Origin of the sequence: Nostoc sp. NMS7 (assembly GCF_017115085.1) — a bacterium.
In the GTDB taxonomy this organism is placed as follows: domain Bacteria; phylum Cyanobacteriota; class Cyanobacteriia; order Cyanobacteriales; family Nostocaceae; genus Nostoc.
In genome coordinates this window covers 13,281-36,088 of record NZ_JABXKJ010000133.1, presented here as the reverse complement: position 1 = coordinate 36,088, position 22,808 = coordinate 13,281, and the positions used below count along the sequence as shown (strand labels likewise).

35 protein-coding genes and 1 pseudogene are annotated in these 22,808 nt (G+C 42.2%); 12 read left to right on the top strand and 24 right to left on the bottom strand.

Features of this window, described 5'->3' with window-relative positions; genetic code table 11:
- On the bottom strand, positions 1-1,135 hold a 1,135-nt coding region (locus HWQ38_RS13795), incomplete at its 3' end, for an AAA family ATPase (protein WP_292794364.1).
- 54 nt (positions 1,136-1,189) lie between these two features.
- A pseudogene (locus tag HWQ38_RS13790) lies at positions 1,190-1,741 on the bottom strand (J domain-containing protein); the annotation flags it as partial.
- 35 nt (positions 1,742-1,776) lie between these two features.
- Between HWQ38_RS13790 and HWQ38_RS13785 the strand changes: the two are divergent.
- The 6 genes from HWQ38_RS13785 (at position 1,777) to HWQ38_RS13760 (ending at position 6,068) form a co-directional block, all read left to right on the top strand.
- Entirely contained in the window at positions 1,777-2,079 is a 303-nt protein-coding gene (locus HWQ38_RS13785; RefSeq protein ID WP_292794361.1) for a DUF1392 family protein, read from the top strand.
- An 81-nt stretch (positions 2,080-2,160) separates the two neighbouring features.
- Positions 2,161-2,433, top strand: a complete 273-nt coding sequence (locus HWQ38_RS13780; RefSeq protein WP_292794359.1) for a Precorrin-3B methylase — start codon at positions 2,161-2,163, stop codon at positions 2,431-2,433.
- A 46-nt stretch (positions 2,434-2,479) separates the two neighbouring features.
- Entirely contained in the window at positions 2,480-2,626 is a 147-nt protein-coding gene (locus HWQ38_RS13775) for a hypothetical protein (RefSeq protein ID WP_292794357.1), read from the top strand.
- A 239-nt stretch (positions 2,627-2,865) separates the two neighbouring features.
- Entirely contained in the window at positions 2,866-3,141 is a 276-nt protein-coding gene (locus HWQ38_RS13770; protein ID WP_292794355.1) for a UBP-type zinc finger domain-containing protein, read from the top strand.
- Between the two features lie 163 nt (positions 3,142-3,304).
- A complete protein-coding gene (locus tag HWQ38_RS13765; protein WP_292794352.1) occupies positions 3,305-4,567 on the top strand; it encodes an AIPR family protein in 1,263 nt (420 codons plus the stop codon).
- 550 nt (positions 4,568-5,117) lie between these two features.
- On the top strand, positions 5,118-6,068 hold the full coding sequence (locus HWQ38_RS13760) for an RpoD/SigA family RNA polymerase sigma factor (protein ID WP_292792370.1): 951 nt from the start codon (positions 5,118-5,120) through the stop codon (positions 6,066-6,068).
- A gap of 144 nt (positions 6,069-6,212) precedes the next feature.
- Here the strand turns inward: HWQ38_RS13760 and HWQ38_RS13755 are convergent, their stop codons facing one another.
- Positions 6,213-6,479 carry a hypothetical protein gene (locus tag HWQ38_RS13755; protein WP_292794350.1) on the bottom strand — a complete coding sequence of 89 codons (267 nt, stop codon included), beginning with the start codon at positions 6,477-6,479 and terminating at the stop codon, positions 6,213-6,215.
- An 80-nt stretch (positions 6,480-6,559) separates the two neighbouring features.
- Between HWQ38_RS13755 and HWQ38_RS13750 the strand changes: the two genes are divergently transcribed.
- A complete protein-coding gene (locus HWQ38_RS13750; protein WP_292794348.1) occupies positions 6,560-6,709 on the top strand; it encodes a hypothetical protein in 150 nt (49 codons plus the stop codon).
- Positions 6,710-6,776: 67 nt separating this feature from the next.
- On the opposite strand, the gene HWQ38_RS13745 is transcribed toward HWQ38_RS13750, so the two are convergent.
- The 9 genes from HWQ38_RS13745 to HWQ38_RS13705 all read right to left on the bottom strand — a co-directional run bounded on the left by HWQ38_RS13745 (position 6,777) and on the right by HWQ38_RS13705 (position 15,141).
- Positions 6,777-7,103 (bottom strand): hypothetical protein, encoded by a 327-nt coding sequence (locus HWQ38_RS13745; protein WP_292794346.1) that lies wholly within the window; start codon positions 7,101-7,103, stop codon positions 6,777-6,779.
- A gap of 201 nt (positions 7,104-7,304) precedes the next feature.
- Positions 7,305-7,640, bottom strand: a complete 336-nt coding sequence (locus tag HWQ38_RS13740; protein WP_292794343.1) for a hypothetical protein — start codon at positions 7,638-7,640, stop codon at positions 7,305-7,307.
- A gap of 160 nt (positions 7,641-7,800) precedes the next feature.
- A complete protein-coding gene (locus HWQ38_RS13735) occupies positions 7,801-9,720 on the bottom strand; it encodes a hypothetical protein (protein ID WP_292794340.1) in 1,920 nt (639 codons plus the stop codon).
- A 242-nt stretch (positions 9,721-9,962) separates the two neighbouring features.
- Positions 9,963-10,679: a hypothetical protein gene (locus HWQ38_RS13730; RefSeq protein WP_292794337.1), complete on the bottom strand. Its 717-nt coding sequence runs from the start codon at positions 10,677-10,679 to the stop codon at positions 9,963-9,965.
- A gap of 129 nt (positions 10,680-10,808) precedes the next feature.
- Complete coding sequence (locus HWQ38_RS13725; RefSeq protein WP_292794334.1) at positions 10,809-12,389, bottom strand: reverse transcriptase domain-containing protein; 1,581 nt, start codon at positions 12,387-12,389, stop codon at positions 10,809-10,811.
- Between the two features lie 555 nt (positions 12,390-12,944).
- The gene (locus HWQ38_RS13720; protein ID WP_292794330.1) at positions 12,945-13,361 is read right to left on the bottom strand and encodes a hypothetical protein; all 417 of its coding nucleotides are present in this window, start codon (positions 13,359-13,361) and stop codon (positions 12,945-12,947) included.
- Positions 13,362-13,972: 611 nt separating this feature from the next.
- The gene (locus HWQ38_RS13715) at positions 13,973-14,236 is read right to left on the bottom strand and encodes a hypothetical protein (protein WP_292794327.1); all 264 of its coding nucleotides are present in this window, start codon (positions 14,234-14,236) and stop codon (positions 13,973-13,975) included.
- A gap of 23 nt (positions 14,237-14,259) precedes the next feature.
- Positions 14,260-14,835, bottom strand: coding sequence for a hypothetical protein (locus HWQ38_RS13710; RefSeq protein WP_292794324.1), 576 nt, complete (start codon positions 14,833-14,835; stop codon positions 14,260-14,262).
- A 3-nt stretch (positions 14,836-14,838) separates the two neighbouring features.
- Positions 14,839-15,141: a hypothetical protein gene (locus HWQ38_RS13705; protein WP_109013019.1), complete on the bottom strand. Its 303-nt coding sequence runs from the start codon at positions 15,139-15,141 to the stop codon at positions 14,839-14,841.
- 618 nt (positions 15,142-15,759) lie between these two features.
- Here HWQ38_RS13705 and HWQ38_RS13700 point away from each other — a divergent pair.
- Genes HWQ38_RS13700 through HWQ38_RS13690 form a run of 3 tightly spaced genes read left to right on the top strand, consistent with a single transcriptional unit; the run spans position 15,760 to position 16,764 of the window.
- The gene (locus HWQ38_RS13700; protein WP_292794320.1) at positions 15,760-16,029 is read left to right on the top strand and encodes a hypothetical protein; all 270 of its coding nucleotides are present in this window, start codon (positions 15,760-15,762) and stop codon (positions 16,027-16,029) included.
- 31 nt (positions 16,030-16,060) lie between these two features.
- Positions 16,061-16,393: a DUF5674 family protein gene (locus tag HWQ38_RS13695; protein WP_292794318.1), complete on the top strand. Its 333-nt coding sequence runs from the start codon at positions 16,061-16,063 to the stop codon at positions 16,391-16,393.
- Positions 16,390-16,764: a hypothetical protein gene (locus tag HWQ38_RS13690; RefSeq protein ID WP_292794316.1), complete on the top strand. Its 375-nt coding sequence runs from the start codon at positions 16,390-16,392 to the stop codon at positions 16,762-16,764. The genes HWQ38_RS13695 and HWQ38_RS13690 overlap by 4 nt, the downstream gene beginning before the upstream one ends.
- Positions 16,765-16,911: 147 nt before the next feature.
- Here the strand turns inward: HWQ38_RS13690 and HWQ38_RS13685 are convergent, their stop codons facing one another.
- The 12 genes from HWQ38_RS13685 to HWQ38_RS13630 all read right to left on the bottom strand — a co-directional run bounded on the left by HWQ38_RS13685 (position 16,912) and on the right by HWQ38_RS13630 (position 21,665).
- A complete protein-coding gene (locus HWQ38_RS13685) occupies positions 16,912-17,064 on the bottom strand; it encodes a hypothetical protein (RefSeq protein WP_292794314.1) in 153 nt (50 codons plus the stop codon).
- A gap of 384 nt (positions 17,065-17,448) precedes the next feature.
- Entirely contained in the window at positions 17,449-17,610 is a 162-nt protein-coding gene (locus HWQ38_RS13680) for a hypothetical protein (RefSeq protein WP_292794312.1), read from the bottom strand.
- Positions 17,594-17,833: a hypothetical protein gene (locus HWQ38_RS13675; RefSeq protein ID WP_292794310.1), complete on the bottom strand. Its 240-nt coding sequence runs from the start codon at positions 17,831-17,833 to the stop codon at positions 17,594-17,596. Before HWQ38_RS13675 ends, HWQ38_RS13680 begins: the two co-directional genes overlap by 17 nt.
- Before the next feature lie 2 nt (positions 17,834-17,835).
- Complete coding sequence (locus HWQ38_RS13670) at positions 17,836-18,189, bottom strand: hypothetical protein (RefSeq protein ID WP_292794307.1); 354 nt, start codon at positions 18,187-18,189, stop codon at positions 17,836-17,838.
- A complete protein-coding gene (locus HWQ38_RS13665; protein ID WP_292794304.1) occupies positions 18,186-18,386 on the bottom strand; it encodes a hypothetical protein in 201 nt (66 codons plus the stop codon). Before HWQ38_RS13665 ends, HWQ38_RS13670 begins: the two co-directional genes overlap by 4 nt.
- Positions 18,387-18,620: 234 nt before the next feature.
- Positions 18,621-18,938 carry a hypothetical protein gene (locus HWQ38_RS13660; protein ID WP_292794302.1) on the bottom strand — a complete coding sequence of 106 codons (318 nt, stop codon included), beginning with the start codon at positions 18,936-18,938 and terminating at the stop codon, positions 18,621-18,623.
- A gap of 39 nt (positions 18,939-18,977) precedes the next feature.
- On the bottom strand, positions 18,978-19,751 hold the full coding sequence (locus HWQ38_RS13655) for an ERF family protein (RefSeq protein WP_292794300.1): 774 nt from the start codon (positions 19,749-19,751) through the stop codon (positions 18,978-18,980).
- Between the two features lie 15 nt (positions 19,752-19,766).
- Positions 19,767-20,027: a hypothetical protein gene (locus tag HWQ38_RS13650; protein WP_292794298.1), complete on the bottom strand. Its 261-nt coding sequence runs from the start codon at positions 20,025-20,027 to the stop codon at positions 19,767-19,769.
- 29 nt (positions 20,028-20,056) lie between these two features.
- Positions 20,057-20,275 carry a hypothetical protein gene (locus tag HWQ38_RS13645; RefSeq protein ID WP_292794296.1) on the bottom strand — a complete coding sequence of 73 codons (219 nt, stop codon included), beginning with the start codon at positions 20,273-20,275 and terminating at the stop codon, positions 20,057-20,059.
- 6 nt (positions 20,276-20,281) lie between these two features.
- Positions 20,282-20,581 (bottom strand): hypothetical protein, encoded by a 300-nt coding sequence (locus HWQ38_RS13640; protein ID WP_292794294.1) that lies wholly within the window; start codon positions 20,579-20,581, stop codon positions 20,282-20,284.
- Between the two features lie 8 nt (positions 20,582-20,589).
- Positions 20,590-21,009 carry a hypothetical protein gene (locus tag HWQ38_RS13635; protein WP_292794292.1) on the bottom strand — a complete coding sequence of 140 codons (420 nt, stop codon included), beginning with the start codon at positions 21,007-21,009 and terminating at the stop codon, positions 20,590-20,592.
- An 89-nt stretch (positions 21,010-21,098) separates the two neighbouring features.
- Positions 21,099-21,665, bottom strand: coding sequence for a hypothetical protein (locus HWQ38_RS13630; protein WP_292794289.1), 567 nt, complete (start codon positions 21,663-21,665; stop codon positions 21,099-21,101).
- Between the two features lie 4 nt (positions 21,666-21,669).
- On the opposite strand from HWQ38_RS13630, the gene HWQ38_RS13625 reads away from it, so the two are divergent.
- Together HWQ38_RS13625 and HWQ38_RS13620 are read left to right on the top strand one after the other, a co-directional pair.
- Positions 21,670-21,792 carry a hypothetical protein gene (locus tag HWQ38_RS13625; protein WP_292794286.1) on the top strand — a complete coding sequence of 41 codons (123 nt, stop codon included), beginning with the start codon at positions 21,670-21,672 and terminating at the stop codon, positions 21,790-21,792.
- A gap of 513 nt (positions 21,793-22,305) precedes the next feature.
- Positions 22,306-22,632, top strand: a complete 327-nt coding sequence (locus HWQ38_RS13620; RefSeq protein ID WP_292794283.1) for a helix-turn-helix transcriptional regulator — start codon at positions 22,306-22,308, stop codon at positions 22,630-22,632.
- The last annotated feature ends 176 nt before the right edge of the window (positions 22,633-22,808 follow it).

Below are 22,808 nucleotides of genomic sequence, written 5' to 3'. Positions count from 1 at the left end.
GATTGGCATCTTTAAGATGAGTGGGAACTTCTGCAACATTTTCAATTTCTACTGCTGCTAAAGCATCAAAAAAGCCCATAAGGCTATTGGACTTTGGTGCAGTCGCTAAATAAAGTACTGCCTGCGCCAAATGATAACGTCCTTCCGGCATTCCCACGCGATCAAAGGCTTCGGCACAGGCATTTGTAACGACAACTGCTTGTGGGTCAGCCAATCCGACATCTTCACTGGCAAGAATTAACATCCGACGGAAAATGAAACGGGGGTCTTCACCTGCATAAACCATTTTGGCTAGCCAATAGAGTGCTGCATCTGGGTCAGAACCCCGTAAGCTTTTGATAAAAGCACTGATGGTATCAAAATGGGCATCCCCTTCTTTGTCGTATAAAACAGCACGTTGTTGAATTGATTCTTCTGCGACTGCTAGGGGAATATGAATAACACCTGTAGCATCGGGGGGTGTAGTCTCTACAGCTAGTTGCAAAGCATTCAATAATGAACGAGCATCACCATTGGTAACATTAACTAGATGAGCTAAAGCATCTGTGTCAATTTGTACTGTTAACTTGCCATAACCGCGTTCCGAATCAGCTAGTGTTTGCTCAACAATTTTGTATAAATCTTTATCAGTTAATTGCTGAAGTTGAAAAATCCGCGAACGGCTGACAAGTGCTTTGTTTACCTCGAAAAAAGGATTTTCGGTGGTAGCACCAATGAGAATGATTGTACCATTCTCTACCCAAGGCAATAGAGCATCTTGCTGAGACTTATTAAAACGATGGACTTCATCGACAAAAAGAATAGTTCGTTGATTATGGAACTTACGCTTTTGTTGGGCTATTTCAATTGCCGCTCGAATTTCTTTGACTCCCGAAAGTACAGCATTGATAGCGATGAAGTGAGCGCGGGTGGTGTTGGCAATAACACGCGCTAAAGTAGTCTTGCCAGTCCCTGATGGCCCAGAAAAGATTAAGGAAGATAGTTGATCCAAACTAATAGCACGCCGCAGTAGTCTTCCTTGTCCGATAAGATGGTCTTGACCAATAAATTGATCGAGTGTTTGGGGACGCATCCGAGCCGCCAGTGGTGCTTCTTCTTCGGTTATTTTTGTAAGATGCTGGTCAAATAAATCCATTAGTTAATACGTCTTTATTCACTGCCAACTCTGATTATTCAGAAAAATAAACTACTATCTCATTAATTCTGACAACATCTGCTCAAGAATATCTGACATAATTTCCTCGTCTAGTGAGTGCAGAGTTGGTGGTCCACCAAGAAATTCTTTGATAGTGATCTTCTGTTCTTTAAAGTCTTTGACAAAATCCCGAATCTGAGAAACAACGTCAATTTGATTTTCTATTGTTTCTACCATAATAGCCATAGAGTCAATGCCTTTTTTAGCAGCTTTGCGAGAATCAGAAACCATTGTTCCTTCTGGAGTATTTTTTGCTAAACGCAGTTCCCGTTTCAAGTTTTCATACTGAGTCAGAAGAATTTGGTTTTGCTGTTCTATAGTTCGACATTTTCGAGTTAAATCATCTTCGCTATTATGATCAATAGTTTCTCCCACTTGGTGAAGTCGCTCAATTTCTAGAAGTCTTGCCAAATCACCTTCTTGGTAGGCTTGATTGATTGATTTCATGATTTCTGTATGATCTGTTTGTGTCTCGCTATCTTTTACCTTGTCGGGGTGAAAGATTTCAGCTAACCTCAGAAATGTTTCACGAATTTTTCTCTTATCTCCTGTTCATCTAATCCCATTGTACTGATTGCCGCTTGAAACACCTGTTTCTCAGTATTGTCGAGCCTCAAATACGTATCAACTTACCTGAGCAAGAATTCCAGAGAACGAATGTACTAGAAAAGTCTACTATTTTTACTCCGGCTTTTGAATTGGGGGACATAGTTGAGGTTGATTTCGGTGAACAGCCGACACGCCGTATTATTCAAGGAATTTTTAGTCTCAAAGATAATTGGCTTTATGGGGTAGAATGGCGCTCCCCAATTTTAGAAGAAGTATTTGCCCAAAGTAGAATAATATGGCTTGCTGATGTTGATTTAGTCAATGTAGGTGTATGATTACTGTCACTTGGGAATAAAGAGCAATGCTATAGTGTACTAGCAACTTGGGTTATTAATCTAACATTAAAACATCTGAGTATGGCAAAGCAAGACGTTCCACTTACAACAGACGCACTAATTAAAGAAGTCTGTCGGCGAATTCGGGTAGCCCGTAGCTATTGGGATGCCCACAATAACGCTGCCTGTCGGGGTGAACGCGATCGCGCCTTAGCTCTTTACAACACTCTGAGCAAAGAAGAAAAAGAGCAGATTCCTCAAGTGTTGCGGGTATGGTTGCGCTATCGTAGCGAGAAATACTTTGGCGTACATCGAACGCCACCAAAGTCAGCACGAAAATCAAAAACGCCATGACCTGTTTCACTTCCGGGGCATCAATGCCGCAAAGCTCAACTGACATTTGGCTGCCATCAGTCTGACGAACTGTGATGCTGTCCCCATCAGCCACTTGGGTAGCTATCCATTCTTCGGTAAGCGCAATGGATGGCTGGTTAGTTCTTTAGAAAATCAAGATAGCGCTGATGATAGCTCCAGCGATCGCAGTTAAAATTATGGCAGTTCTCCACAATGGCTTCATATTGCTAGCTCTGTTGTCACAATATAAGAAAGCACAATTCTTTTCCGCATTAAAGATTTACTACACCTCGCACCCAAAAGCCTTAAAAATAATGGATTTGACCTGATCAAGTGTGCCATTTAGATATGAACTTTAATGCTTAACTGACAAAATTAGCTGTGTTTGCCTGCACTAATCTATACTTTGATTAACGTGTAATTCAAATCCTTATGAGCTGCGAACATTTAGATAATCTGACTACGGAGACTCTGATTTCTAAAGCAAACTACCCAGTATTTCGTTGTGAAGAGTGTATCCAGATAAACAGTCGCTGGGTGCATCTCCGTATTTGTCAAAGTTGCGGCAAGATGCTGTGCAGGGAAACTTCTGTTCATCAACATGCCCGACGGCATTACGAGGAAACTGGACATTCAGTAATTAGCTCGGCTGAGTTAGGAGAACAGTGGTTATGGTGTTTTTTGGATGAGCAGGCAAAAAACTATTAAAGTGAGGCAAGCGCGCTTCACTGTCAACCGGAGCATCACACCAAAACGCGGCGTTCACTGGTCAATTCTTCATGTTTGTAACAGTCGCCAATCTTCTATAGGTGAAGAATCTGATTAACGGTTTTGGTTAACATAGAAATTCCACCTCCCTTGTAAACAAAGCATGCCCAAGACTTGGAACATCAAGATAGATAACTATTTTCAAGCCAACCCCAATTGCATCATCGCCACTGCTCATGTAGACTCGTTCCCCACAGACCTACCCCTAGAACCCAATATCAGGGAACCAAACCGCAAAAGCGCGACCTACAGACAAGTCTTCGACTCACTGACAACCGAACCCGAAAAATTCTTCTCTCGTCACAGTGGAATTGTTCTGTCAGCTAATATTGCTAAACCTGTCAAGAACAAAACTGAACTAGAGCTAGAAGTCTTAGAAGCTAACGAGGGGGGCAGCGATGGCATTATCAACGGTGGCCACACAATATTAGGGTTTGAGCAAGCGAAAAATTACAACTACAATTTAAGTCAAGCCAGAGTAAAAGTTACCATCCACATCGGACTCTCGGAAGACGAGGCTAAGGATATAGCCCTGGCCTCCAACACGACAACGCCAGTAGATTCTCGCTCCAAAGTCAACGCTAGGGGTGATTACAAATTCATTAAGCAGTATTTAGTCCAGTTAGAGAGAGCAGAAGATAGAAAATTCCGCATTGCTTATTATCAAAACCAAAGCGGCGCTCCCAGAAATGCCCAATGTAATGTCAACCATTTGGTGAAGTTGATTAACTGCCTTGATAGAAATAGATACAACCCCGACGGTAATAAACGAACCAAGCACCCAGCAGGTATGAGTCCCCCCTCTAATATCACAGACACGGAAAGGGAAAGATTAACTGCACTTTTGCCTCTGCTTTCTCAAGCGTTGTGGATAGAGCAAAGACTCTACGAAATAATCCAAGAACATATCAGCAACCCCAGAAGAAAGGGTGCTAACGATTTAGCATCAATTGATATACGTAAAACTACATTGTTGCCTGACAGCAAGTATTCTTTTGGGTTTGGTGCGCCAACTGACCTGGCATTACCAATAATTGCGTCCTATCGGGTATTTTTGGACAAGGACTATAAATGGATTCTGCCGTTTAACGAATTCGCTGAAGATTTCCTCCAACACTTGTGGAATAACTATTTCCGTAAATACTTGGTATCAGAGAAAACAGCAGGAAATACAGTAGGAACTAAAATCAGCCGCAATCAAGAGATTTGGGAAAGTCTTTATATCTCGGCGCAAAGTTATCTGAATCAGCACTTGGTGAAAATGGTTAACTCCAGCAAGGAAGAAGAATCGAAAGTGACAGAAAGTACAAAAAAGAGGGGAAAAGGGAAAAGCGATGAACTCAGTGCGACTAATGTTCCCAAATAGTTTTTTACCGACCAGGGCATGAGGTATAGGGAGAATAGCACGAAGAAAAGCGTAAATCCCTGGTATTTCTGGATGAAAGAGTATGGAGTTGCTCCCTTCGAGTGTGGGGAATTAAGAAGATGTTGAACTCCTTCCTTGACGCACTCGCATTTAATTGTCTGAAACAGTACACCCAACAAGATAGTCAGCAAGGAGGTTTCACATAAATCTTCGTGCCATTCGGTATAGGGGAAAAACTCTTGTCCCCCATGCCCTACCTGACTTTTCCAGTTATCCAGTTAAGTCAGGAACTCTCAAAATAGCTTGGGTAATACCAGCTAATTAATTCTCAACAAGTTAAGTTTAATGACAAAACTTACCAGAGATAGAACTTTGGAATGGAGGTATAGTAAGCGCTCACTGGATACCGTTATAGATGATTGTGTTCTAGGTTGAATTTATTTATCGCAATCTCAGATTAATATTTTTTAGCTGTTAAATCAGGAAAATTAATTCAGCGATTTGATTTATACTTTTAGATTCGTCTAAATATCAAAAAAAGTTTTATTGTATGTCCAGCCTGAGTCCAGACATGGTTCGTATCTATTTGCAAGAGATTGGTCGTTACCCAATGCTAACCGCAGACCAAGAAATTGCTTATGGCAGGCAGGTACAGCAAATCATGGCAATTGAGCAAAGAAAAAATGTACTCACCCAACAACTAGATCGTGAGCCAACAATGGTCGAATTAGCTGTTGATGTTGACAAAAGTGAACCGGAAATAGCTCAAATACAAAAGCTTGGGCAACGAGCCAAACAAAAAATGGTGACAGCAAACTTGCGTCTGGTGGTTTCGATTGCCAAAAAATATACTAAGCGCAATCTGGAATTCTTAGATTTGCTGCAAGAAGGGGCAATAGGTTTACAAAGGGGTGTAGAAAAATTTGACCCCAATCGCGGCTATAAGCTTTCCACCTACGTATATTGGTGGATTACGCAGTCAATCACACGGGCAATTGCAGAGAAATCCCGTACTGTACGCTTGCCAATTCATATCACCGAACAACTCAATAAAATAAAGATTGTACAGCGAGAATTATTTCAGACACTGGGTCGTCCAGCTAGTGTTGTAGAAATTGCTGAAACTTTAGACTTACAACCAAGCCAGATTAGGGATTTTCTCAGCAGTTCAAAGCAGCCAATTTCTCTAGATGTAAAGATTGGAGATAACCAAGACACAGAACTTAGTCAACTTTTAGCAGATGAGGGTATATCTCCAGACGAACATATCACCAAAGAACTTTTGCGTCAAGATATTAATAGTTTATTAGAATCACTCAAACCGACGCAGCGTGAAGTATTAATTTTGCGTTTTGGGTTAGAGAACGATCAAGAACTAACTTTAGCTCAAATTGGAGAAAAATTGAATGTCAGTAGAGAACGAGTTCGCCAAATTCAGCAGCAAGCAATCACTGTTCTACGTCGTCAAAAAACTGAAATTCAACAGTATTTAGTCTCGTGAGAAGTACTTATTGATGATATTTTCGGAACTAATTAGCGAAAAAGAAAGGCTGGGGTAGGGTTACAGGTTTGGGTGTAGGGAAAGACATAAAGTCTTACTACACCCCACACCCTCTAATTTTTTTAGATACTGTGAAAAGTCAGATTAAACAAGAAGATCAATATTTTTTAAAGGTTCAATTAAATATCTACGTCCACCGCCTCTATGAGGTACAGGGGTACTGGGAGTATTAGATTTGATAATCTCTGAAAATAACTGTTGTGTTTTATAAGTAGTCAGCAGTGTCTGTGAGCCGTACTCAACCCTGTGATAGTTAGAGCAACCGATGCGGGCTGCTGGTCTAAAAACTTGTTCGTCAAACTCGAAATCGAAATCCTCCGAGTAGTCTGCATGAATCGTGCTAGATGTCACCTCAGTAGGAGGTAGAATCGTAGGATCTTAGCAGTCTGCTCCTCTCCATTCCATCTCCCCGAAATACCTATTGAGCCAAAATGACTATTACCTGCAAACTTTTTTTACAAAATCACGCTCAAGATTGGCAAGAAGCAACTGTGCATCCCTTTCTAGAACAGTGTCAATTAGGTATAATTCAACCCCAGCAATTCAATACATGGTTAACGCCGCCGTCGTCAGTAGCGTAGCCTATGTATACAGCTTCCCGACAGACCTCCCCGTGAACGTCGTCAGTTTTCACTATTTACTGCTGACTTAGGATTGGGGAAATATTCTTATCAATTGTATTAATATAGCTTCTAAGCTATTTAGTGCAGCATTAGTGGTTCTTTGATGTTCATCAAAATGACGTTGGTGTTCTTCAAAATTTCTTTGTTGCTGTTCCTGACTATCACGTAATTCAAGTAAAACATCATCTAAAACTGCACTACGACTTAATACACGGTCAACATTATTTGTTAAATCATTTACGTTATCAGTCAGATTATCAATCTTAGTGGTTAGTGCTGCTATAGCTTCAGTGTTCCTAATAGCCAATACTTCAATCCGGTCTAGTCTATTTGGTGCTTCAAAATCAGACATAAGTATTTATTCTTGTTTTTAATAAACAAATAAAAGTATGAACTAGTGTACACCCACTGTTAAACCTGATTCCACTAATATAAGTGAATTTTCACTAAATAGAATACTTCCAGTAACTCTACTAGATACACTACTGCAAGGAAAGTTAAGGAAATACCAAAAAATAAAAGGAAAATTTTACTATTACAGGATTATAGACGTTTATTCCCCTTTTTGAACCAACAATTTACCAGATACCCCAGCCGTAAAACCCAACCCAATCGCCGCTACAGTGACGCTGGGCTTAATAAACAAAGTCGCAATTCCGATAACTGCACCCCAAAGACAGCCATAACAGCAAAGGATAATCAACTGATTTTTGGGTTTAGCCCTTTCGTCCGATATGGATTGATGGACTATGGCATAATTTTCAAGCTCATTGGTAATTTCTAGTAAAGAAGCGCCGTACTGTTTTTCTAAGCGTTCGATAGCCAATCTGTCTTGCTTAACTGGACTTATGGCTAATTTTTGCAATGCTGTGGTTAATTTATCACTCATCTTTAAACTTCCTATGCTCCGACATTCCAGAAAATGTTTAGAAAAATTAAGTCTTGCTGGAGAAATAAAAAGACTCTATTTTTCAGCCGTATTTGAAGATGTAATAATACCGGAACTCCACCGGAACTCAACCAGAACTCAACGAGAACTGTGACGAATATTAGTGGTTAATGTTAAAAACGCTGAAACCATCTTTTTCATTTCCGCACAATCGGTTAGTGTCAATCAATTGTGATAGGGCATTCCTCAAGTAAAGAACACTCTTTTTCTCGTCGCCCCACTTGCGGCTGTTTCTGATAGCAGCAAAAGAAGCTGGAGGACTAGCAGTAGCTGCAACGATTGCCACAATCTGTTCTAAATCAGCCTCAGAAATACTACTCTCTTCTACTTCCAGAAATTCCACCTCTTGCTCTTGATAAGGTTTTGAAAAAATGGACTCTAGCTGACTAACTGCGTCTGATGGCGCAATTTTCTCCCCTCTGGGTATGACTGCCCTTTCATGCTGTTGAACTAATTCAGGAAAGAACTGAAGTAATGTTCTTGCTGGATCTGGTTGCCCATTGCCTGGGTGCAAATGGGTCTTTAGCCATTCGGGAATCATGCCCAGATTGCCACCGCTAACAGGTTCTCCAAAGTTGTTAGGGTTGGCTTTGAAATATTCTCCACTAGCAACATTCATTTTGCGTAGACCACCAGCGCTAACCGCAACAGCTACACAGCCAATAAAGTTAACCGATTGCTTAAAGGTATCTGCCAGTCCAGCCGTAGCTTTACCGACCACGCTTGTCAGGTTAGAACCATGTAAGACGATAATTAATGTACCACCAGACTTAGCGAAGCGACTCAGCAGATATTGAATCGCCCAGGTGCGATCACTCTCTTCTAACAATGACAGCAACCGCATCGCCTCATCAATTACTAGCAGTAAGTTTTTATGGCAGTAAGGATCGCCTCCATCTAAACCCTTGAGAAATTTCAATAAATCACGAGCGACCAGTTCATCAGCCCCATCCGCATCTTTCTCAGAGTATTTAAGGGCAGAGGTCAAGTTGCAGGCGAAGGGATAAACATCCACCCCGGCTGTAAAGTATTGGGTGTTCAATCCGGGGTCAAGTGCTGTTGATAATGTTGCCAAGATTGCTGCTAAGGTTCCCTTGCCACCTCGCTGAGTACCAGCGATCGCTATCACCTGAGAACTCATCATATCTTCTACTTGAAAACCACTTTTCGTTAAAGCAGCGATGAGTGCGTTTGCCCTATTAATTAGAGGGAGATTAATTAGAGTGTCTGGTACAAGCTCATTAGCTGATGGCTGTAACTCTGTCGGTCTAGAAAGCTCCGTAGCTTGGTTCATCTTGCCAACATCTACTTGTGGCGATTGAAACTGTTTGATATCTACGGTTGGTGGTAACTGGACGTTTGCCTGTGCGATCGCACTGATCTCCGACCGATTCACTCGGCTGTCAATCGTCACATCCTGTAAATGGAGAGCCATGCTTTCATAAGTGGGTAGCTGACGACCCAAAAGCTTGCCAAACCAGCCAAACATCCAGCGATAAGCATAAAAACGTTTTCCTGGTTCGACTTGGGTTAAATACTGGACAATATTTTCAAACTCAGCATGAAGAAAGGCGTACTCTTGTGCTGATTGTCGTTCTAGGAATTTAACGGTATTAGCAAGATGATCCGCTTGATAATTGCTCCTAGCATCATAATCCCCGGCACGAGCTAGAGCGTCTATAAAGTTGCCACGTACAAAAGGCAAGGGGGCAATTTCTTTAGTGCGGTTGGAGTGTTCGACAACAAACCATAGCCATGCAGCACCACCAATTAAACCACCAACTAGTGCCAGTGGGTTGACCGCATAACAAACCGCTCCAATCCCAGAGGCCAATAAACCAAGTACACGGGTCATGTCTGCTTCATTCTCAGATGCCCGTGCCATTTCAAATAATCCATCTTTTCTCTCTTGCAGCCATTGGGCGATATTTCCAGCTTCTAAGTGAGACAAGCTAGGATATGATTCGCGTAAATGTTCAGTTTCTTTAGTTGTAATTTTCGGGATATTATTACTTTGCATAAAAGAAATGCCATGTTGAGTAGTGAGTGCCGGTCAATGGACAGGCAGGGGGAAGAGGGCAGGGAGCAGGGAGCGGGGGGGGGGAATGACCCCAACATCGAGCCGTGAAATGAAGAGGGAAACACAGGTTTGAGTCCCCAATAAGAGTTAAGTGGTTCTCGAACTCTTAGGGGTCGAATCCCAATTCTTTTCTATCTCCCCTGCTCCCTGCTGCCTTGCTTCTTCGTTGAGCGGCGCTCACTTTAATCTTTCGTCAATCGCCAAATAGCGAACCCAATTTCACCCGCCATCATTGTGCCGATGTTAAATAAGATGCAACCCAAAATCATGAATGGGGCTGTAAATTCAAATGGGTTACGAGCTGCAAAGGTGGTGATAACATCGAACACCCAAACCGCAATCACAACTAATCCAGCGCTAGAGCGATCGCGTGTACCTGCGGTCTTGTAATCCACCCAAAGCTGGCCTACCAAGTCAATCTTGCCACTAGGCTTGGTTTCAAGCTCATAAACCATGTGGTCTTGAAGTTCCCGCCTAGCTGAATCTGGGTTTTTACCGCGTAGGGCGTAGGCTTCGATTACCTGAACACCTACAGAAATCATGAATGCCAAATAAAAAAACGGGTTGAACAGTGCAAACGGCACATTTAGCCAATTCCAAGTCGGCTCAAACCACGCAAACACAGGCGGGGCTTGAAAGATTAATTGCCAAGTTGAATCAGCACTAATCATGGAACCGCCAATAAATAAAATTCCTCCAACTAACGCACGACCTGCACCACCATTAGCAACAAACTGATTGACAATCGCGGCGGCAGCCCTAATGGGTAAGCCAACAATCATCACAACAGCCTTGGCACAAAAATCAATTATTTCACCAAGCGATCGCTTCTTATCTTTGGGTTTACTATCGCTGTTGCCAGTACTATTAGTTTCCGCACTTGATGAACTATTAGCCATTACTTCCTCTTACTTTGTTTGATATTTTGAACGCTTTTACAAAGGTTGAGTCGATGGGGGATATTATTCCCCGCACCTCTCAGTTAGATCCGTGCTTGCAACTTTCGCTGCACACGGCTCCCGATGTTCTCAGCTTGCGCTTTTGCTCATGTGCTTGTAATCGTGGCAACTCTCGTGAATTGCTTCTAGATTATTCTTTTTCCAGTTGGCATGATTTCCGTCGATGTGGTGCAGATGTACCTTTTCTTCATCGATGAATTTCAGACCGCAGGAAGCACATCTATGGTTTTGCTTCTTAAAAGCTTTAGAGGTTTCACCATCGTAGAGCTTGCTTTTGCGTTCGCTCCAGTAGGCTGTATTTCCGTCATAGGGGGATTTTGTTCCTTTAACCATGACGTGTTTATTTTCGGAGTAGGAAATTGCTGGGAATGCTTTGTCTAGTAATTTCTTGCTAGAGTAGCGGTTTTGCTTGGTTTCCTTGTTGAATACCGTGTAAGCTCTTTTTTCAATGTGGTATAACGAGTTTCTAGACCCGTCCATTTTGCAGAACTTATGGTAATTTCTCCAACCTCTAACTACCGGGGCTAATTTCTCAGCCTTTGTGGTAGCACCATAATTCGAGTTGTTGACGATGTGTTTTACTTTCTTACGAAAAGCTTTCAAATTTTCCACTGAGGGAGAGCTTTTGAGCTTTTTGTTTTTCTGGACTTTGAAATGCCAGCCGAGGAAATCAAACCCATCTGTCGCGGCGGTAACTTTGGTTTTCTTTTGGCTTACATTCATTCCGCGTTTGCGGAGGAACTCGCTGATTCTTTCAAGTATCTCTGTCGCATCATCTTCGGGTCGGAGTATAATAACCATGTCATCCGCATATCGGATTGATGGTTCTACGATTGACTTATTTGGGGTCTTATCGTTTACCTTTCTACCTATTTTGTATTTGTAGTGGTATCTGTGTATACTCTCAATCCCGTTGAGTGCAATATTTGCTAGTAATGGGCTGACCACTCCCCCTTGTGGGGTTCCTTGTTCAGGAAATTCTGGATTTACCCCTGCCTTGAGGCATCGGAAGATACCGAGTTTTAAGCCTTTGGGGGAAATGAGTTCGTCCATTATTGCTGAGTGGTTAATCCTGTCGAAGCATTTTTCGATATCGAGTTCTATAACTCGTTTTTCTATTCCATTGCTGTTGGAGCGGAGATTTACGAAGATGTACTTTTGTGCATCGTGGGCAGAGCGCCCTGTTCTAAATCCGTAGCTTCGTGCGTGGAAAGTGGCTTCGTGCGCTGGTTCTAGTGCATATTTTGCTAGGCATTGCCAAGCTCTATCCGCGATGGTTGGTATCTTAAGCATTCTGGTAGTCCCGTCCTTCTTAGGGATGGGGATTTCCCGTAGTCCTTGATGCTTCCAATTTCCACTATTCATTTTTAGTAATTCTTCAAGGTTGAAGCGTTCTTCAAATGAGAGGGATTTCTTACCATCAATACCTGCCGTCTTTTTACCAGCATTTAGCTGAGATACTTGTCTTATTGCAAGAAATCGAGCCGAGGTGGATTTTAGAATAAGCTTTTGGAGTGACCTAGCTTTCCGCTTGTCTCCAACTTGAACAGCTTTGTACACGCGCTTTTGAAGGCGGAAAAGATTTCGGCGGAATTTCTTCCACGGTAGGGCTTTCCAAGATTCACTAGTTTTATAACTGTGTCTAATCATTTTCTCTTCTGGAGTTTGTATTTTCTGAACACCTCAGACCAATTACGGTCTGTCCTACCCGAATTGTGAGAGTTCCGCTTCTCGTCTAGCCTACTTGGGGTTCGACTGCCCCAGGACTCACAAATCGTTTTTATTCGTTCCCTCGGAGAGATTGATGAGCCACTGCGTTGCGGGGGTTCCCCCCGTTGTAGCATGTGGCGTTGTTCCGTTAGATGTAGCCAATTCAACTACTGGATTCCCTTGACTCTTGCCGATACTAATGGAATGTTCGGCGGGAATGAACTCCAGTGAGATCAGAGGGTTTTGAATTGCGCTCTGTCTTACCTCTAAGTCGCTTTTCTAGGCTCTGTTTCATCGTAGGAACTCCCTGTTAGCGCCAGTGTCAACCCGCAACGGTCGTCTGGTTGCGCCCTGTTCCCAGCTTCACTCTACAAGAACCGAGCTTGTTCGGTGTGGGCAGATAAGGAGTCAATTCTGAGTCTGAATGGCAGGACTTGCACCTGCATCTGACCGAGAGTTCAGCCTTTGGTGACAGTAATCTGCTGTCAGGCTGGCTTAGTTATGTACGGACTGGATACCGTGATTCACTAAGCAACGAATCGCACTCCCTTTAGCTTTGTGCTTCCACTTCCAAATTCCTTCTTCAATTCGTCCAATACACCTGCCCGTCGCATCAAAAACATCAATAATCTCATCATCTTGATAAAGGGTTGTGTCTGGTCTGGGATTGCGTTTAGCGCTATCAAAGTAATTGGTAATTCTCAACTTGCGACTTGTGGGCATCACTCCCGCCTCATACAAGGCATCACTGGTTTTAGCCCGTTCTTCTATGCGGGAACGTTCTAATTCTTCTGAGGCTTTTAGCCGTTGAAGCTCTGCATAAGCCCCCAACTTGGGTACTAAGGGGATGATTACAGGCAATATGCAAATGCCAACACCAACCAAAGCTAAGTACAGTTGTTTCTTATACATGAGACTGCTGTGCTATAGCGCGTTCTTAGTACAAATTTTTGTTTCATGCTGTTTCACGAGTCTGAAACATTGATGAAACCGTTGAAACTGTTTCGTGAAACAGTGCTGTGAAACACTACCCTTCATAACGCCTTTCGAGCAAGGAATGGACTGTTGTTTCGTGTTTCATGTTTCACGTTTCACGCGGGGGAATGCTGTTTCATGGTGTTTCACGACCTGAAACATTGATGAAACCGTTGAAACTGTTTCATGAAACAGTGCTGTGAAACAGTTTGATGAAACAATCCCGCTCATAATGGCTTTCGAGCAAGGAATTGTCTGGTGTTTCATGTTTCACGTTTCATGTTTCACGCTGGGGGAATGCTGTTTCATGGTGTTTCACGCCCTGAAACATTGATGAAACCGTTGAAACGTTTCATGAAACAGTTTCGTGAAACAGTTTCGTGAAACAGTTGGATGAAACACTACTGCTCATCACTCTCAGAGGGTGTAGGGTGTAGGAATCCACGTTTCAAACCTAATATTTTTTGAAACTGGGCAATAACCAAGAATTGACAGTTTTTTATTTCTTTTCTACACCCTACACCCTACACCCCACACCCTTTTCCTTGTCATCTTGATGCCCGTCCCAGAAAAGTCAATCCTGCACCAACAAGTAATCCCAACGGTATGAACATCCCACTGCCAATTAATCCAGTAGCGACAATGCTACCAACGAGATATGCACTGCCACCTAAAGCGCCAACAACTGAAGTAGCAAACAATCCGGTACTGAGAATATCCATAACCTGATTTTTCCTTTGATGAGTTAATAGTTCTTGAAGCAATCGGATTTCGGCAACAGTAGCAACAGTTTCATTTTGGATTTGTAACAATGCCGCTACTGTTTTATAAGCTTCTAAAATCGGATCTGTGTCCCCATTGAAGAAACTCTCTCCCGCAACAAATTGAGTCGCGCTTTGAGTTGTTCTTTTTTTTGAATCGACTTCCCCAGCCTTGTTGAGGCTTCTTCTGCCAAATTAATCAAACTCTGATCTATCTCGGTAATCTGGTTATCAACTTCCAACATGGATTGTTCAGCAAAGGCATCCAACACCGTCCCCTTGGCTCCAATCAAGGATTCCATGAACAACAAAGCTCCTGTGACACCAGTTGATGCACCCAAAATCTTAGATTGCTCATTTTGAACAGCTATAGCAGCAGAAATAGTTTCTTTATCAGCCGCAGTCAACTTGTATGAGGCTTGTTGAATTGCCTCATCAGCTTTGGTGATTGCGGCTTCGGGTATATCTGCTACAGGTGATTGTTGAGGTTGTAATCTCTCACTATTAGTAATGTCTCGAAATTTAGCTAAAATCTCGTCTGGAACTTGTGAATCGACCGTCCATTTTTGCTCTGGATGTTGACGGCGTAGTTCATCAACTATCTTTCCTGGTACTTTGTTGAGAGCTTGTGCAAATTCTTTAACAATCATTATTTAGGCTCCTAAAAACTTTTCGGGGTGATTTTTTAATTCAATTGCCACCTTCTTCAAAGAACCTTTGGCTAAAACGTAACTTCTAATTCTTTGAAGCACAGGTAAGTGCCAGTTTGTCAACTTTGCTCGTCCGTTTAGCCCTCCATTATCTTCGTCCCGAAAATCTTCAAATTCTGGCAAGTACAAAGAAGCTAAGTCTAAATACTTTTGGAACTGTCTAATTCCAACTGATGGCTCCAATTGTCTGGCTGCCTCCTCTCGTGTTAACAATTGTTCAACTACACAGCTTCCTTGAATTAGCAATGGTTTCGGCTCCTAGAGTTCCGACTGAGTTCCGATTGAGTTCCGGTTGAGTTCCGATTGAATTCCGATTGAATTCCGGTACTGATAATACTAATAATAAAAAAACCACCTACTGGTGGGGAGGGTTTTTCTAATTGCTTAGTGTTTGGGAAACACTAACTTCTTGATAAGTAACTATGAATCGCTCCAAAATGGTTAAGTATATAGGGCTTTGGTTCGACAAATCGGGAGCTACTTTCATCAGCTAACCAGTTTTTTAGTGCCTCGACTGAGTAACCTGACAAACGACTCATTTGGTAAGTCGAGAAATTATGAACTCTTTTAAATTCTTTAGGATGTATTGGCTTAATACCAATATTTTTCATGATTGCTCCTACTATTTGTGAAGCTATTGTGTGAGTAGTCCATTTTTAAAAAGTGGTGGGGATTTAAGTCAAGAGCTTCTATCAAGCAGTGCGAATTGAACGCCTAAATCTAAATCCCGGTCACAAAACGTAATTGCGTTAGCGGAGCGGGGCGTTAGCCCATTGCGAATTATTTTAACGTACCATACCGCACAAAGATTTGCAAACATAACGTAAACTGCCGTACTATCTTTATATTATTTCTCTGTTGTGTATGCCGAAGCCAGGGTTTAAAACAATCACAGTACCAGACTGGATTGTTGATGAAATTAAGAGACAGCCTGACTATAAAGGGAATCAAGCTGCCACTTTGGGGCAACTGGTCAAGGATGGCGTTGCGGCTCGTGGCGGGGAATTGGAAAACCCAGCCATATTGCTTGCACGCGTACTGAATCACTTACCTAATTGGGAGCGGCGCGAATCCTGGGAGTTAGCGTTGAGTATTTTGGGTTGGTTGCAAGAAACAGAGCGCCCTTCTAGTTAGCTTTGATGATATTACAGAGATTTTCAGTTATATGATTTTGCTGTTACGCGAGAGCGCTACCCCTGAACAACTTGAACAAATGCTGCAACAGCACAAGTTCTACATAAAAACTGCCGTAGATATCGAGCGTCGGGTGCTGGTTGGTGGTGGTGGTCTACACGCTGATTGTGAAGAAAAATTGCTAGATGACGGCAGTAGACAACAAGATATTTGGGCTGCCAGTTTTATGCCAATAACTGGAAGGATGATTTTTGAATCAATGGTTAATCTTCGTCCCCGGCAAAATCGCTCAATGGAACTTTTAGACCCTAATATTAGAGAAAGGGCAGCCCAAATAATTATTGAGTTCTTGGGGAATTTATGATCGAAGTGACACCAAAGCAACAAATTTTTATGCAAGATGATGTGACTACACGTTTACGTCGTTTAGCTACACACTTGTCACAGATTCAATCTTTGTGGACTCAAAGCTCATCAGAGGATTTAATACTGGTTTTGGTTGATGAAAGCAGATACTTTATTGAGTGGACTGTGCCAGACATGGTAAAGGCAGATGATATTGATAGAGCAGCAGAGTTAGTTGATTTAGTTCGTCTTCTGACTCGTTGGCTATTCCATTGGGACAATATTTGGACTGATGCTGAACAAAAGCAATCTGCATCTGTTGAAATTTCATATTGGTTACAGCGAGTTTTGGAAATATCACGTACAAAACCGGAATCAGTGAGTGCCTGATCTCTATAAAGTCTTCCGTTGTCTAACCAACACCGAACGCAAGTACCGCCGACAAGCTGCTTCTCCCCGATAAATCAGAATCCGCAGCGCCTGTACTTCCTGGATCGGAGAAACACAAATCTCAGCGATGTCTACGACGGGCTACGCCTACGCACTAATCAAATTCTGTTGCTCGCGCACATAATCTTGATGCTGCTGCTCTAACTGAGCAATCTTAGAGTTTAATTCCTGTATTTGTCGCAATGCTTGAGTTAAGGACGATTCTCTGGTTTTTGAGTGATTATCTAGAGTTAATGTCATTTTTTTGCTCCTTATTTAAATAGTTGATGAGTTTCCCAATCCGGGCATTGACTACCCTCGCAGCCCTCAGGATGAATAGCGCAATTGAGTGTTACACCGCCATAACTCGACCCGTGATAGTACCTGCAACAAGAGCAGGGAGTGGGAACAGGTCTAGGTTTGAGTAAATCCCTGGTTTCGACTGCCTCAATCCGACTAGCCAAAAGCATGGTTAATCCAGTGCCAAGCATACCCAAACCAAAAGCCAGCCTCGCTGTGAAAGAGCAGGTATTGTGATGTTGAAATAGTTCGGTTTCTTTTGCCCAAAAACCAGGAGAGAGCCACTTAAAGTAGTGGAAAAGGCGAAAACTGCAATGGCACAATTGAGGATCAACTGTTTTTTGTTCATCGTTGTTTTTTCGGCGGTTCGTATTTGGATAACAAAGCGCTGAAGTCGTAAATCGTTACTGTTGGCTTTGGCTTTGGCTCTGGTTCAGGTTTTGGTTTCGACTCTATTACGAGTTCAGGATTGCCCAAACCAATTGCATTTTTAATTTCCTGTTCCATGACCGGATTCTCCTTGTTGAGAAAATTGCTCTACCTGCTCGATTGCGTTGACTACATCTCCCAAAATATTGAACGCATCATTTAGCACAACATCGTTTGAGGTAGAAAAATGCTCGGACGATTGAATTTTACGATAATCTCGACTACTCCCCACAAGCCGCAATGTATATTGACAACCCTGTAAGATAGTCCGAATCTCTGATGTGGTCAACTTAATTTCCATCGTTATTTATCTCCCGAAAATTTATCTTGTTGAATACTGAGGCTTGCTCCGACTAAAGAACTCCCTAAGAAGGCAGAAAAACTTACCAGCATTGCACCCAAGCAAATATTTTTCTGCTGCTGCCAACCAGAGATAATTATGTTGGGATTATTAGTCTCGATAATCTCCATTCCCCAACACCCCATTGCTCCAACTCCTGAAAACCCAGTAATCAGCAGAGAGATAATTGCAGTTGTTTCTATGATGCGGTCGATAAAAATCCTGGGGTTAAATCTTTTTCGAGTCCGGCGTAGAACTAATTTATTACGAGTGTTTGAAGGCAAAGATGATTCATGGGTTACTTTCTGGGTTTTCACTTTTCATCCTCCAATTCAACAAAAAATCCTGCACCAGTATTATTAATCTTCACTTTTTTTTTATTGACCAGTGTTTGAATCACTCCCAGGCTAAATTTGATACTGCACAATCGTGCGCTACCTCCACAGCGTCGGAGGTATTGTAAGCATTGGTGTGACTGGTCGGTAGTGGCGGGGTAAGTGGATTTTCTGGGCATAATCTTGACTATTACTCTATGATTTGTAAATGATGTGCATTGAAAAAAATTTCTTGACTAGGCGGCATATCTGGGGAATGAACGCAAACCATGCCGTGTGCTGAATACTGAATTACTGTACCTGTTTGCCCTAATCTTGGGTCTTTTTCTGTCAGTGCTTTAATGACTTTGACAACTGAATTAATTGGTGAAGATTAGCCATTTTTAATCCTTGGCTGAATAGCCGATTATTGATTAGTAATTCGAGTTTTCACCGATACCATATTGCCATCTTAGAAAACTGACGGGAGTACAAATTTCTTGCCAATCACAAGATCCTATTGGGGCATTCCAGTCATCTCGGTATTCCTCTCCAAAGTACCCCAGTCCCCAATGCCAACCATCATATTCCGGCTGTGACTCCCATCCAAACCAGAGAGCAACATTCACTTTAATCAGATACAAAAACTTAATCATCCATCCGCCATCGTAATCAAAAATAAAATCGTAATACTCTCCTAGAAAGCGTTCATTTGTTAATGCAATTAAATCCATTCTTGACCAAAGATTCATTTTTTTCTCTACCCTTAGTTTGAAGTATGATTTCTCTTCTCAATTCAATTCAGGTAATTGTGCAAGCGCTCCCTCCATCCATGCTTGAATTGCTTCCATCTCAGAAACACCTCGTAATACAGCATCGATTACGTGTTTCTGATAAGAGTTAGCAGCATGATTTGGATGTCCGAATTTATTACCAGCCCAAGCCAAACACATAGTCTTCACCAGTTCATCAATTTGAACAGAATCAAGCTCACTTGGACTTGTAACATTTCGAGAATGCAACCATTCTTTGATTAAATCCAATGGATAATTTAAAAGTGTGCGAACTTCTTTGATTCGTAAATCTTTCGGGTTGATTGATGGCGGAGTTACAGCTTGTTTTGGTGGCTGAACTCTAGGCTGTTGATTGTCTTTACGGGGTCTAATGTTATTCTGTGGCTGTTCAGGCTTTTGAGGAGTAGTTGCGCCTTCAGCGTCATTATCTTCATCTGCCGTCACCGATAAAATTGCACAAACTGCATATCGTCGTGCATAAGTTAATGCTGCACCAAACTTCTGAGAATCACTAATTTCGGGTAGAGGATAAGTGCTGGTGATATTTTCTCCAGATTCATGAAAAATATGAGTCCGCAGCACGGTTTTACCTTCAAAGATTTCGGTGGTTTGAATTATTACTAATCCATGTTTACTGAGTCCGGGGGTGACAGCATCTAATACAGCATCTAGTGTTGCATATTTGCGCTTGTAGTGAGGATTAGTCCCGTCTTTTTGAATCGGATTAAACTCTGCCTTTGCCTTGATTAAAGCTTTGATTAATTCTTGCATTATCCAGATCCTCTTTTACCAATCACTTTCATTGACATCACCGGACACTTTTTTGCTAGACTTAGCTTTACTTATCTGAAACTCTGAGGCTTTTAACACAGGCATTGCCGCTTGTTTTACTGAAGTTTTAGCTTGTTGATAGAGGAATTGGGTTATTCCATCCGCGTCTTCCCCATCCTCGACTTGCGCCCATAGAGAGCAGCCTAGTTCCAGTGATTCGTAGTCGCCAAGATTAAATTTCCTAGAGTAGCTAACAGAGACAGTTGTGAATTTCATAAGATGTCGTGTTTGGTATATATCGGTTGTTAATTTTCTTGGTTAGTATCAATCATCCCAATGCTGAACATTAAACATAAATCGCTAGCTTTTACACCAACGATTCCTGGTTCAATTTTGGTAGATAGTTCCTCTATGATTGAATGAAAGCCAGGGTCTTTATCATTTATTTCAACCTCAATCAGTCCTGGATTATTCGATATAACAGTTGCCCAACTTGGGTATTGCTTGAGGAATACTGGTTGCATAGAGTTTCATGATTCTGCATCCTGATTAAACTTGATCTCAACGATTTCTTCGACACAACCCATTGCCTCACCCAAGTAATGCAGAACATCGCCCAAGTGAGTTGCGGCTTCTGGGTCAATCTTTTTATCAGCAATCAACAAAAGCCAGTTTTCGTTTTGGGCAATCGCCTGAATCTTCAGATAGCACGAGTTGAACTGCTTCAGTATTTCTATCGGTTCCATTGATTTATCCGATGAGTTGTGTTGTTCTATTTGGATAAAATTTAAGTTTGCTCCTTGCCACACAGGTGGGTCTGTCCTGCCCACCCGTTTTCTTACACTGCAACTAAATTTCTAGTTTCTGGAACGTATCTTTTTAAACGTTCCCACTCGTCACTCGTCAGTGCATCGAATTCTTTATCTAGCAACTCTTCTTCCGTGGGCGGTTTCTCTGTAGCCGTTGTTGATACTCTTGCCACCTTCATAAATTCATCAAGCCTAACTGCTGCATCAACCGGCTCGGCGTATCGAATCTGATCTACAGCATTTGACCAGTGGGTAATATGCTGAAATATCACCCCGATCATGGAATCAGCCTTGTACACACGATAATTTCTGGGGCAAGCTCCATCTACGTAAACCAGCTTAAACCCAGGAATCTCTTGCACCTCTGCATTGGGGTCTGTAGGAGGTAACAGTATCTTGTCAAGAGATTCTTCCAACTCCGTTCGTTGAAGACAAAATGTGGTAATCATATTCTGTGCCATGATTTGGATTGTCTAAATTTCGTTGTCGAGGCGATCGCAGTCCAAGACAACTGCGATCGCCTTTCTCACTTCAGCAACTAAGCCGCTACTGCTGCTCGAACTCCCAACGACGCAATCACTTGTTCAGCACTAGGAGCCACGCGATTGAGTCCGTACTGTCTCGGTCTTGCATACCAGCCTTGTTGATTGCACCCGATGAAGCAGACATTATGCCCGTCTCGGTAGAGTTTGGTGCTAAATGATAACCAGTCAATTTCCCCGTGGTACAGACCAAAAACAGCGCAAGCTTTTTCCAGTTCATTGCTCAGGCGTTCGTTTCGTTCCCGTGGTGTTTCTGGTAGTGTTGCTTTTACTTCTGCAACTCTTGTAGCGAACCAGTTGCGATCAAAGGGTAGCCGTCCGCCTTCCACAAACTGCACCCATACTGTGATTCCGCCTTCTATCCAGATGGTACGAGCGGATTCGGGTTGGACTTCGATAATCTCGCCAATGATGCGACGATCTCTGCTGGTGAGAGGATCTTGGGTGGGGGCTACAGCTTCGGCTTGGGATTCGAGGTGGCTGTACACTTCTGCTTGGGCAAGGACTTGCTCATCAACAGAAAAATCGATGATTGCTTGCTGTGTATGTGTTATGTAGGTCATAATATTGATCTCCATTCAGTTGGATAAAAAGCGATCGCAGAAGTTGTCCAGACCGAGCGATCGCTTTTGTTATGTGTGCAAACAACGTTGTGGTTTAGCACAACGCTCTCAAAAAGATTTGGCGTAGCCATCTACAGCTAGTTGCTAAGAGCATTATCAAGACAGCAGCATCAGGGGATGTGTAAGGAAGTGCTGTGTTCGGAAGAGGACACTCTACTAAATTCAGCTTTGCTGTAAAATCTTTGATTTCTAGACAATTGGGCAATAAATAACCAGTTTTTTAAGACTTGGTAGGTCATCGAGATCATCTTCGCTGGCTTGAGCATTACAAGTTTGGCTGACGGCTGCTATTCCCGGTGGCACTTGGTTTTATTGTTAGTCGAATGAGTAAATGTTTGGTAATTTTGCTTGCGAACCCTTAATTATGTTTGGGTGTAGACGGTTCGTTTTTTCTTACCCTCATGTACACAATATTAGTACACCTATTGGTAGTAGTCAATGGGGTAGTAGTTACTTTTAGATAGAGATTTGTAATACTACTATTGGTTGCACATAAGCAACTCTAATACCAATAGATGTAAGTCCTATATGTTTACATCCAATAGTAGTACCACTATAATCGGAGTATTATTTGGAGAGGATGATTGTGTTTATCGCATTAAAAAAATTGAGAGAGGCTGCGGGTCTTTCTCAGAATGACCTAGCTAGAAAGACTGGTTATAGTCCTCAGTTCATCCAAAAAATTGAACAAAATAAGGTTAAATCACTCACATTAGATGCAGCAGCAAGATTCTGTGAAGCCCTTAATTGTAAGCCTGGAGACTTGCTTGAGGAAGGTGAGCCACCCAAAAGATTAAGGATAGAAAAAAGTGTGACTCTCAATTCTCAAGCAGAAACAGAGACTTTAGCGAATAGAAGGAAAATTCTGGGCGAAAGTGCAGAAGTTGATCTATTATTTGCAGCGTAAAAACTAAAAGCGACCGCCCGCCGACCAAAGCAATGCGATCGCCTGCTCAATCCGTTGATCACAAAGTGAGCTTATTATAATGCTGACACATTTTTGGGCAAACACCCTTCAGTATCTCCCCGGTTCACTTTGGTTAAACTGCAACACCCAAATTTCAAGCATTTACCATAGTGGGC

Coding starts and splice junctions, on each gene's coding strand:
- HWQ38_RS13780 (WP_292794359.1), top strand. CDS start 2,161: ATGGCAAAGCAAGACGTTCCACTTACAACAGACGCACTAATTAAAGAA.
- HWQ38_RS13770 (WP_292794355.1), top strand. CDS start 2,866: ATGAGCTGCGAACATTTAGATAATCTGACTACGGAGACTCTGATTTCT.
- HWQ38_RS13765 (WP_292794352.1), top strand. CDS start 3,305: ATGCCCAAGACTTGGAACATCAAGATAGATAACTATTTTCAAGCCAAC.
- HWQ38_RS13760 (WP_292792370.1), top strand. CDS start 5,118: ATGTCCAGCCTGAGTCCAGACATGGTTCGTATCTATTTGCAAGAGATT.
- HWQ38_RS13750 (WP_292794348.1), top strand. CDS start 6,560: ATGACTATTACCTGCAAACTTTTTTTACAAAATCACGCTCAAGATTGG.
- HWQ38_RS13745 (WP_292794346.1), bottom strand. CDS start 7,103: ATGTCTGATTTTGAAGCACCAAATAGACTAGACCGGATTGAAGTATTG.
- HWQ38_RS13740 (WP_292794343.1), bottom strand. CDS start 7,640: ATGAGTGATAAATTAACCACAGCATTGCAAAAATTAGCCATAAGTCCA.
- HWQ38_RS13735 (WP_292794340.1), bottom strand. CDS start 9,720: ATGCAAAGTAATAATATCCCGAAAATTACAACTAAAGAAACTGAACAT.
- HWQ38_RS13730 (WP_292794337.1), bottom strand. CDS start 10,679: ATGGCTAATAGTTCATCAAGTGCGGAAACTAATAGTACTGGCAACAGC.
- HWQ38_RS13725 (WP_292794334.1), bottom strand. CDS start 12,389: ATGATTAGACACAGTTATAAAACTAGTGAATCTTGGAAAGCCCTACCG.
- HWQ38_RS13720 (WP_292794330.1), bottom strand. CDS start 13,361: ATGTATAAGAAACAACTGTACTTAGCTTTGGTTGGTGTTGGCATTTGC.
- HWQ38_RS13710 (WP_292794324.1), bottom strand. CDS start 14,835: ATGATTGTTAAAGAATTTGCACAAGCTCTCAACAAAGTACCAGGAAAG.
- HWQ38_RS13700 (WP_292794320.1), top strand. CDS start 15,760: ATGCCGAAGCCAGGGTTTAAAACAATCACAGTACCAGACTGGATTGTT.
- HWQ38_RS13695 (WP_292794318.1), top strand. CDS start 16,061: ATGATTTTGCTGTTACGCGAGAGCGCTACCCCTGAACAACTTGAACAA.
- HWQ38_RS13690 (WP_292794316.1), top strand. CDS start 16,390: ATGATCGAAGTGACACCAAAGCAACAAATTTTTATGCAAGATGATGTG.
- HWQ38_RS13685 (WP_292794314.1), bottom strand. CDS start 17,064: ATGACATTAACTCTAGATAATCACTCAAAAACCAGAGAATCGTCCTTA.
- HWQ38_RS13680 (WP_292794312.1), bottom strand. CDS start 17,610: ATGGAACAGGAAATTAAAAATGCAATTGGTTTGGGCAATCCTGAACTC.
- HWQ38_RS13675 (WP_292794310.1), bottom strand. CDS start 17,833: ATGGAAATTAAGTTGACCACATCAGAGATTCGGACTATCTTACAGGGT.
- HWQ38_RS13665 (WP_292794304.1), bottom strand. CDS start 18,386: ATGCCCAGAAAATCCACTTACCCCGCCACTACCGACCAGTCACACCAA.
- HWQ38_RS13660 (WP_292794302.1), bottom strand. CDS start 18,938: ATGAATCTTTGGTCAAGAATGGATTTAATTGCATTAACAAATGAACGC.
- HWQ38_RS13655 (WP_292794300.1), bottom strand. CDS start 19,751: ATGCAAGAATTAATCAAAGCTTTAATCAAGGCAAAGGCAGAGTTTAAT.
- HWQ38_RS13650 (WP_292794298.1), bottom strand. CDS start 20,027: ATGAAATTCACAACTGTCTCTGTTAGCTACTCTAGGAAATTTAATCTT.
- HWQ38_RS13645 (WP_292794296.1), bottom strand. CDS start 20,275: ATGCAACCAGTATTCCTCAAGCAATACCCAAGTTGGGCAACTGTTATA.
- HWQ38_RS13635 (WP_292794292.1), bottom strand. CDS start 21,009: ATGATTACCACATTTTGTCTTCAACGAACGGAGTTGGAAGAATCTCTT.
- HWQ38_RS13630 (WP_292794289.1), bottom strand. CDS start 21,665: ATGACCTACATAACACATACACAGCAAGCAATCATCGATTTTTCTGTT.
- HWQ38_RS13620 (WP_292794283.1), top strand. CDS start 22,306: ATGATTGTGTTTATCGCATTAAAAAAATTGAGAGAGGCTGCGGGTCTT.